Consider the following 4182-nt stretch of genomic DNA (forward strand, 5'->3'; position numbering starts at 1 on the left):
AACCTGCCCACCCACGACCACCGACCGAAACCAGCTCACCAAACGATCAAGAGATCATCTTCAGAGCACGTCGGTGGATCGAGGCTTAGTGGTCGAGTTCGTAAGTCCTTCGGGGGTTGACTCTGGGGCCGGTCGTGGGCGCCGCTGACTCTGCGCGCCCGCCCCGGACGACATCGAGAACCGCTGGCCAAAAGGCATCAATTCGGTTGCCCGGGATACGTGGCTCAGGGATAGGTTCGCGATCATGGACGAAATGAACTTGCTCGAGCGCTCCGGCGGTCCCGTAGTCCGAAGCCGGATCAGCCGTGACCTGGCTGCCCTCGGCCTCGCAGACGGCGACATCGTCATGTTCCACACCCGCATGTCCGCCATCGGCTACGTGGCCGGAGGACCGCAGACCATCATCGGCGCCCTCCATGACGTGGTCGGACCGCAGGGAACCCTCATGGTGACCTGCGGCTGGAATGACGCGCCCCCCTATGACTTCGTCACGTGGCCACAGGGTTGGCAGTCCGCCCTGCGTGCGGAACATCCCGCTTACGACCCCGACCTCAGCGAGGCAGACCACAACAACGGCCGCCTCCCCGAAGCACTGCGCCGCTGGCCCGGAGCCGTTCGCAGCCGTCATCCGGATGCCAGTTTCGCGGCCTTGGGAGCGGCAGCAGCCGAGCTGATGGCCGACCACTCCTGGGACGACCCCCATGGCCCTGACAGCCCCCTTGCACGGTTGGTCGCCCGCAGCGGCCGGGTCCTTCTGCTCGGCGCTCCCTTGGACACCATGACTCTGCTGCACCACGCCGAGGCGCTTGCCAAGGCCCCCGGCAAGCGGTTCGTGGACTACGAACAGCCCATCCTTGTGCAAGGTCAGCGGGTCTGGCGCCGCTTCCACGACATCGACTCGGAGGACGGGGCCTTCGACTACTCGGCAGTGGTGTCCGAGGGGCAAGAGCCGTTCGAAGCGATCGCCCGGGACATGCTCACCGCGGGAATCGGCCGGCAGGGCAGAGTCGGCGCTGCTGAGAGTCATCTGTTCGAGGCCGCGGAAGTCATCGACTTCGCCACTTCCTGGATCGAACACAAACTGAACAGGTAGACGCAGCAGAGGTATCCGCACGTCTCCGGCCCGCTGTGATCAAGAACCACAGCCAGAGCAGCCAAGGGCCGGTCAGTCCGCCCGAAGGGGTACATGAACGGAGCAGTGAGGTCCCCGTTCTCGATACCCGAGTGGCCCTCGCGTTCCGGAAGTCCTTCGGGAGTTGACGGCGGGGGGAGGGGGTGTTGTGGCTGGCGTCTGGTCAGGTGCCGGGTGCGGTGAGGTGGAGCCGGCAGGCGCAGTCGAGTGCGTCTGCGGGGGTGCCCGTGGGGCTGCCGGTGGGCAGCATGGAGTCCTCGTAGCGGTCGCTGCTGGCCAGGTAGAGGGCGAAGCCCCATCTGCCGACGGCTCCGGTGTAGCGCAGCCTCATCAGTTTGACCCGTTCGCTGTCGGCCAGTTCGGCCTCCACATAGGCGAAGGCTCCGCGGTGGCGGACGTGCAGCTGCTTCAGCTGGGGCCAGGCGGTGCGGGCCTGCTCGTCGAGGCGCGCTTCCAGGGAGAGGCGGGTGTGTTCCGAGGGCGTGGGCATGGCGCCCATCCTGCCCGAGGGGCCGGTTGCCGGGTGCGGCAGGCTATGACCTGTTGATCCACTTCTCCTGATCGGCCTGTCTGCCTTGCCTGTTGCCCGTGCCCGTCCGATAGTCCTGCGTGCTGCCGATCGCGAACGGCTGAAGCAGATGGCCTACGGCCACAAAACCGAGTACCGGCTGCGGATGCGCGCGCAGGTGGTGCTGCATGCGGCGCGTGGACGGTCCAACGCGCACATCGCCCGCGAGACGCGGCTGCATCTCGACACGGTCCGCACCTGGCGGGGCCGGTTCGCCGAGCACGGCCTGTCCGGGCTGTCTGACCGCGAACGCACCGGCCGCCCGCCAATGTTCACCGCGCTGCAGGTCGCCGAGACCAAAGCTCTGGCCTGCCAACTGCCTGCCGAAACCGGCACGCCGCTCGCTCGCTGGTCATGTCCGGAACTGGCCCGAGAGGTGGTCGCCCGGGCCATTGCCAGATCGATCTCCGCCTCGACTGTGCGGCGCTGGCTGGCTGACGACGCGCTCAAGCCCTGGCAGTACCAGTCGTGGATCTTCATCCGTGACCCGGACTTCCGCGCCAAGGCCGGCCGCATCATGGACCTGTACGCCCGCATCTCCGACGGCGTCCCGCTGGGCAGGGACGAGTACGTGGTCTGTGCGGACGAGAAGACCTCCGTCCAGGCCCGCTGCCGTTGCCACCCCACCCTGGCCCCCGGCCAGGCCCGGGCGATGCGCATCAACCACGAATACGACCGCGGTGGCGCCCTGGCCTACCTGGCTGCCTACGACGTCCACCGAGCCAAGGTGTTCGGCCGCACTGAAGCCACCACCGGCATCGTGCCCTTCATGAACCTGGTCATCCAGGTCATGAGCGAAGAGCCCTACGCCAGCGCGAAACACGTCTTCTGGATCGTCGACAACGGCTCCTCCCACCGAGGGAAGACCGCTATCGACCGTCTGACCAGCACCTTCCCCAACGCTGTCATGGTCCACACCCCCGTCCACGCCTCGTGGACCAACCAGATCGAGATCTTCTTCTCGATCGTCCAGCGCAAGGTCGTCTCGCCCAACGACTTCACGGACCTCGGCGAGATCCGGGACCGGCTCCGAGCCTTCGAAGACCGCTACAACGCCACGGCGCAGCCGTTCCAGTGGAAGTTCACCACCTCCGACCTGGACGATCTGCTGGCCAGGCTCGACCGGCACACCGCCGATCACCCAGAAGAATCCTCCGTCGCGCTGGCAGCATGATCAACCCCCGAAGGACTTACGAACTCGACCACTTAGTCGCCGGGGCCGCCTGGCCGGACCAAGCATTCAGTATGCCGAGCGCAGAGAGGACAGGAGAAGCGAAGCGGACGGATCGAGTGGGGGAATCCGACAGACCGCCTCCTAGGTCGGGGCCACACCGGAGTTTCCGCACCTTCTGACCCTCGTCGAGGCTGATCCGCGCCGCCGGCTGGCCCTTCTCACCGCCGAGCGGCAGCTCACGGCCGACAATCGCAGCGTCGGACAGCCCGAGAGTCGGAGACCAGTCGGCCCGGTAGGAACGGACCGCTACGGCTGCGGGCTCGGGCAGCAGTTCGGCCCGCAGGCCCAGTCTCCTCCAGCAGCTCACGCACCGCCGCATCTCGCGGCATCTCGCCCGGATCCACCTTTCCGCCTGGCGGTACCCAGCCGCGAACACGGTGCTTGACCAACAGGACGTGCCCGAAGCCGTGATCGATTACCCAGACCTCAGCCGAAAGAGGCTCCATCGGATGTCGCCGGGCCTCCTCCAGCCAGGCCCGTGCCCCGTCGAACTCCAGCGCAGCAAGACGAGCGTCGGAGGCCGCCTCACTCAAAACCATCTGACCAAGCTCACTATGGCTCACTCGTCCCACCCTAGGCGGACTCCGAGCGCGCGCGGCGCAGACGACCCACGGGTCCCCGGTCATGTTCAGCTGTCGCCGTCGGCCACAGGACCACAGGCACGGCAGCAGGCCGACTCAAGGCCGTCGGCGACGAAAACCCCTGCGCGGGGCTCTGTTTCAGGAAGGAATCGGCGATGAATGCCGGACGGAACGAGGTGCCTGGGTAGTCCTGGGCGGAACGTGTTGCGAGTTCTTAAGGTTCAGCGAGGGAAGACTTCAGTCGCCGCTCGTCCTGATCTGCGCTCCGTGTTCATTGCGCTCGTACGTACGCCGCTCGTTCTTCTCGACCTTCCGGGCCACTTCTGCTTCGAGGTCCAGCCCGTTCATTTCCGCCAAGGCGGTCAGGTAGAGGAAGACGTCGGCCAGCTCTTCCCCGAGATCGGGCAGCCCTTTGCGCCAAGCCATGAAGGCTTCACCGACTTCAGCCGTGAGGAGACCGAACTCCAAGGCACGTCGGTGGTGTTGAACCCCTTGAGGGTCTTGTTCTCCCAGGCGAGCTTCTGGGCAGCTCCGATCTCCAAGACCCCTCCAGCAGCGGTAGAGCAGGTGCCCTAGGGCGTGTATCGAGTCGTGATCACCGGATGGTCGGGGTGAGGTCTTTGATCCAGATTATCGAGGCGCGCAGGTGGAGGCCGGCAAGGTAGCT

At 66.2% G+C, this 4182-nt stretch carries 5 protein-coding genes; 2 read left to right on the plus strand and 3 right to left on the minus strand.

Features of this window, described 5'->3' with window-relative positions; translation table 11 throughout:
• Nucleotides 1-244 precede the first annotated feature (244 nt).
• Nucleotides 245-1093 (plus strand): aminoglycoside 3-N-acetyltransferase, encoded by an 849-nt coding sequence (aac(3), locus tag ACZ7IB_RS48765; protein ID WP_266497772.1) that lies wholly within the window; start codon nucleotides 245-247, stop codon nucleotides 1091-1093.
• A 202-nt stretch (nucleotides 1094-1295) separates the two neighbouring features.
• On the opposite strand, the gene ACZ7IB_RS48770 is transcribed toward aac(3), so the two are convergent.
• Nucleotides 1296-1622 carry a hypothetical protein gene (locus ACZ7IB_RS48770; RefSeq protein ID WP_266497775.1) on the minus strand — a complete coding sequence of 109 codons (327 nt, stop codon included), beginning with the start codon at nucleotides 1620-1622 and terminating at the stop codon, nucleotides 1296-1298.
• A gap of 85 nt (nucleotides 1623-1707) precedes the next feature.
• Between ACZ7IB_RS48770 and ACZ7IB_RS48775 the strand changes: the two genes are divergently transcribed.
• Nucleotides 1708-2874 (plus strand): IS630 family transposase, encoded by a 1167-nt coding sequence (locus ACZ7IB_RS48775; protein ID WP_266695534.1) that lies wholly within the window; start codon nucleotides 1708-1710, stop codon nucleotides 2872-2874.
• 236 nt (nucleotides 2875-3110) lie between these two features.
• Here ACZ7IB_RS48775 and ACZ7IB_RS48780 read toward each other — a convergent pair whose 3' ends face one another.
• Both ACZ7IB_RS48780 and ACZ7IB_RS48785 read right to left on the minus strand, forming a co-directional pair.
• Nucleotides 3111-3560 (minus strand): NUDIX domain-containing protein, encoded by a 450-nt coding sequence (locus ACZ7IB_RS48780; RefSeq protein ID WP_470921795.1) that lies wholly within the window; start codon nucleotides 3558-3560, stop codon nucleotides 3111-3113.
• Between the two features lie 192 nt (nucleotides 3561-3752).
• A complete protein-coding gene (locus ACZ7IB_RS48785; RefSeq protein ID WP_470921797.1) occupies nucleotides 3753-3941 on the minus strand; it encodes a MazG-like family protein in 189 nt (62 codons plus the stop codon).
• Between the last annotated feature and the right edge of the window lie 241 nt (nucleotides 3942-4182).

Source organism: Streptomyces sp. NPDC037301, from assembly GCF_055602785.1.